Below are 2,524 nucleotides of genomic sequence, written 5' to 3'. Positions count from 1 at the left end.
GCCCGCGAAGAGGCCCGGAAGTCAGGCCGAAACAGCAGCTTCTGTACGAACCCCCGCCTTCCCCAGCAACCGCTTCATCCGCCATTCGAAGCCAAAGGTCAGCGCCACCGCCGCGCACGCCAGCCCCAGCGCCAGCCCCCACCAGATCCCTACTGCACCACCGCCCAGCGTAAAGGTGAACAGCCAGGCACTCGGCGCCCCCACCAGCCAATAGCACACCAGCCCGATCAGGAAGGTGGTCTTGGCATCTTTCAACCCACGGATCGAGCCCATGGCAATCGTCTGCATGCCGTCGAACAGTTCGAACCACGCCGCCACCATCAACAACTGCACGGCCACCTGGAAGATCGCGGCAAAGGCCGGGTCATTACGGTCGATGAACAGCCCTACCAGTGCTTCGGGCAGCAGCAGGAACAGGGCGGCGAAGGCAAACATGATCATGGCCCCGAACCCGATGCCCACCCGCCCGGCGCTGCGCGCCGCCAGCAGGTTGCCAGCGCCGTAGTACAGGCCGACGCGCATGGTCACCGCATAGGACAAGCCCGTCGGCACCATGAATGCCGTGGACACGATCTGCAGGGCAATCTGGTGCGCCGCCAGCTCGGTGCTGCCCAGCACGCCCATGCACAGCGCGGCGAAGGCGAACAGGCCCACTTCCACCATGTAGGTACCGCCAATCGGCAGGCCCAGCCGCCACAGCTCGCGCAGGGCCGCCAGTGATGGGCGTGACAGGCCCTTGCGCAGCGGGTAGGCGGCATAGGCCGAATGCCAGCGGATATACAACGCCAAGGCAGCGGCCATGCCCATCGACACCACTGCAGTGACCAGGCCGATACCCATCAGGCCCAGCTTGGGCAGGCCGAACATGCCTTCGATCAGTGCCACGTTGAACAGGTAGTTAAGCACTGTGCCGAACAAACTGATGACCATCACCGGGGTCGAGCGGCCCAGCGCGCTGGTGAAGCCACGCAAGGCCATGAAGGTCAGATAGCCGGGCAGGGCCAGTGGCAGCAGGGTGAGAAATTCGGCGGCCGAGGCCACGTTCTCGGGCTTCTGCCCGAAAAGCAGCAGCACAGGTTCAAGATTCCACAGCACCAGCGCGGCGAATAGCGCCAAGGCCCAGGCCAGCCACAGGCCGTTCTGCGCCAGCCGGGTGGCGCCCTCGATGTCGTTGGCACCCTTGCGAATGGCCACCAGCGTGCCGACTGCGGCGATCACGCCCAGGCAGAAGATCGATACGAACGAATAGCTGGCTGCCCCCAGGCCACCCCCCGCCAAGGCCTGGGGGCTGATGCGGGCCATCATCAGGGTGTCGGTCAGCACCATCAGCATGTGCGCCAACTGCGAGGCAATCAGCGGCCCGGCCAGGCGCAGCAAAGCCTTGAGTTCTGTGGTGGGCGCGACGTGCATGGGGGCAGTCCTTCATTCTGGGGTGATCAACGAAGGGCGATTCTGAGGCTTCGGTCAACTTTGCACAAAAGGATAAAAGCGATAGTTGGCATGAGTTGAACTCATGTATATAGGCTTCTCGGTGATTTGCCTCACACGCCCATATTGCAGGTGCCTCATGCCACGCCAGCTACCACCGCTGTATGCCCTGCGCGCATTCGAAGCTGCCGCGCGGCTAAGCTCCTTCACCCGTGCGGGCGAAGAGCTTTCCATCACCCAAAGCGCCATCAGCCGGCATATCCGTACGCTGGAGGAGCATTTTGCCTGCCGCCTGTTCGTGCGCAGTGGCCGCAGCCTGCAACTTACCGAAGCAGGGCGGGTACTGCTGCCGGGCGTGCGCGAGGGCTTCGCGGCGTTTGAGCGGGCCTGTGAAACCTTGTGCGGTGAAGACGACATATTGCGCATGAAAGCCCCCTCGACCCTGACCATGCGCTGGTTGCTGGCGTGCCTTAGCCGCTTTCGGCATTTGCAGCCAGGCAATGAGGTGCAGCTGACTAGCGCCTGGATGGATGTCGACCATGTGGATTTCAACCAGGAGCCGTTCGATTGCGCGGTGTTGCTCAGCGACGGGGTATTCCCGCCGGAGTGGGAGGTGCGCAAACTGTTCCCTGAGCTGTTGATCCCGGTCGGCGCGCCGGACCTGCTCGACGAAGAACCTTGGGATGTACGTAGGCTGGCCTCTATCGAGCTGCTGCACCCTACGGTGGACAAGCGTGACTGGCGGGAATGGCTGGAGCGTATGGGGCTTGGCGACAAGGTGTCGCTCAAGGGCGGCCAGGTGTTCGATACCCTGGAGCTGGGCATGATTGCCGCGGCGCGTGGCTATGGAATATCCATGGGCGATCTGTTGATGGTGGCCGAAGATGTGGCGCAGAGGCGCTTGAGCCTGCCATGGCCGACGGCGGTGCCCAGCGGCATGGATTACTACCTGGTGTGGCCGCGCACCCGGCGAGGCGGCGAGCGGTTGCGGCGGTTGAGTGCGTTCCTGGAAGGCGAGGTGGCGGCAATGGATTTGCCGGATGTGGAAATCCTGCCGCCTCTTTGATCACCTGCACCGGCCTCTTCGCGGGCTCGC

The 2,524-nt window shown here is 63.7% G+C and carries 2 protein-coding genes; one reads left to right on the top strand and one right to left on the bottom strand.

The annotated features are described in order from the left end of the window. Positions 1–21 precede the first annotated feature (21 nt). Positions 22–1,410, bottom strand: a complete 1,389-nt coding sequence (locus tag ACF8Q6_RS16180) for a NorM family multidrug efflux MATE transporter (RefSeq protein WP_121784208.1) — start codon at positions 1,408–1,410, stop codon at positions 22–24. Between the two features lie 157 nt (positions 1,411–1,567). Between ACF8Q6_RS16180 and ACF8Q6_RS16175 the strand changes: the two genes are divergently transcribed. Further along, positions 1,568–2,494, top strand: a complete 927-nt coding sequence (locus ACF8Q6_RS16175; protein WP_392491217.1) for a LysR substrate-binding domain-containing protein — start codon at positions 1,568–1,570, stop codon at positions 2,492–2,494. Positions 2,495–2,524 lie beyond the last annotated feature (30 nt).

The organism is Pseudomonas sp. GLN_2, from assembly GCF_043106005.1.
GTDB classification, from domain to species: Bacteria; Pseudomonadota; Gammaproteobacteria; order Pseudomonadales; family Pseudomonadaceae; genus Aquipseudomonas; species Aquipseudomonas alloputida.
Note: the sequence above shows the minus strand (reverse complement) of the source record. Positions and strands in the feature narration are given on the sequence as shown.